Origin of the sequence: Tenacibaculum geojense, assembly GCF_042676005.1 — a bacterium.
Classification (GTDB): domain Bacteria; phylum Bacteroidota; class Bacteroidia; order Flavobacteriales; family Flavobacteriaceae; genus Polaribacter; species Polaribacter geojense.
Genome location: NZ_JBHTJR010000006.1, coordinates 1 through 815, shown reverse-complemented (window position 1 = coordinate 815; position 815 = coordinate 1). Strand labels below are relative to the sequence as shown.

Annotated in this window: 1 protein-coding gene; it reads right to left on the bottom strand. The window is 31.2% G+C overall.

Annotated features, from left to right (window positions below; all coding sequences use genetic code 11):
* Nucleotides 1-201 precede the first annotated feature (201 nt).
* Nucleotides 202-585: a hypothetical protein gene (locus tag ACFQ1U_RS00405; RefSeq protein WP_386104164.1), complete on the bottom strand. Its 384-nt coding sequence runs from the start codon at nucleotides 583-585 to the stop codon at nucleotides 202-204.
* Nucleotides 586-815 lie beyond the last annotated feature (230 nt).

Below are 815 nucleotides of genomic sequence, written 5' to 3'. Positions count from 1 at the left end.
ATAGTTTTTACCGTTGTTTAAATTTAATTAATAATTTTCAATGTAAGGTCAATATTGCCTACAACGGTTTCGTATAAACTGTCAGTTACGGGTTAAATTAGTTATTATTTTCTTTTGTTCACTAGCGTTAGCAATTCCGAGTGGATTCGGACGTAGTCGAATCCGCCGTAATTGAGGTTATACATTGTTGTGTACAGTATTTTATTCAATTTTATAATATTCTGTTTCTTTTCCGCTTGTTTTTAATATCAAATTTTCTTTATCTAAGTGCATGATTTGTGAATTCCAACTCTCTAATAAATCAGTAAATTTCAAATTAAACTTCTTTCCTTTTTTAATTATTTCAATTATTGGGCTGTCATACACTATCATGTATTCTCCGTCATCATTTGGCTCCGATTCCTCATAGAATCCCTTCAAATTTTCAAAACTGAATGAATAAATTGTTTTGGATTCAGAGTTTTTTAATTTCCAGTCTCCAGTTAATAATTCAGCAACTTCATCCTTATTTTTTATATGAGCTAAAGTCGAAGAACAAGAGTATAAAATTAGATTTAATATCAGAATCAGAATTGTTTTTTTCATATTGTACACAACGGCTTCGTATAACCCGTCAGTTATCGGGCTAATTTAGCCAAAAGTTTTTATTTATATACTAGCTTAAGCAATTCTGAGTGGATTCGGACGTAGTCGAATCCGCCGTAATTGCGGTTATACATTGTTACCTGCTGGCTTTTATTTTTTCAAATTCAGTTTCGGTTAGGATTTCCGCTAATTCTAATTCAATCAACTCGTGCTGAATAGGAATTTTCCTT

What these genes read in the sequence shown, in the direction of transcription:
- ACFQ1U_RS00405 (WP_386104164.1), bottom strand. Translation starts at nt 585, where the DNA reads ATGAAAAAAACAATTCTGATTCTGATATTAAATCTAATTTTATACTCT.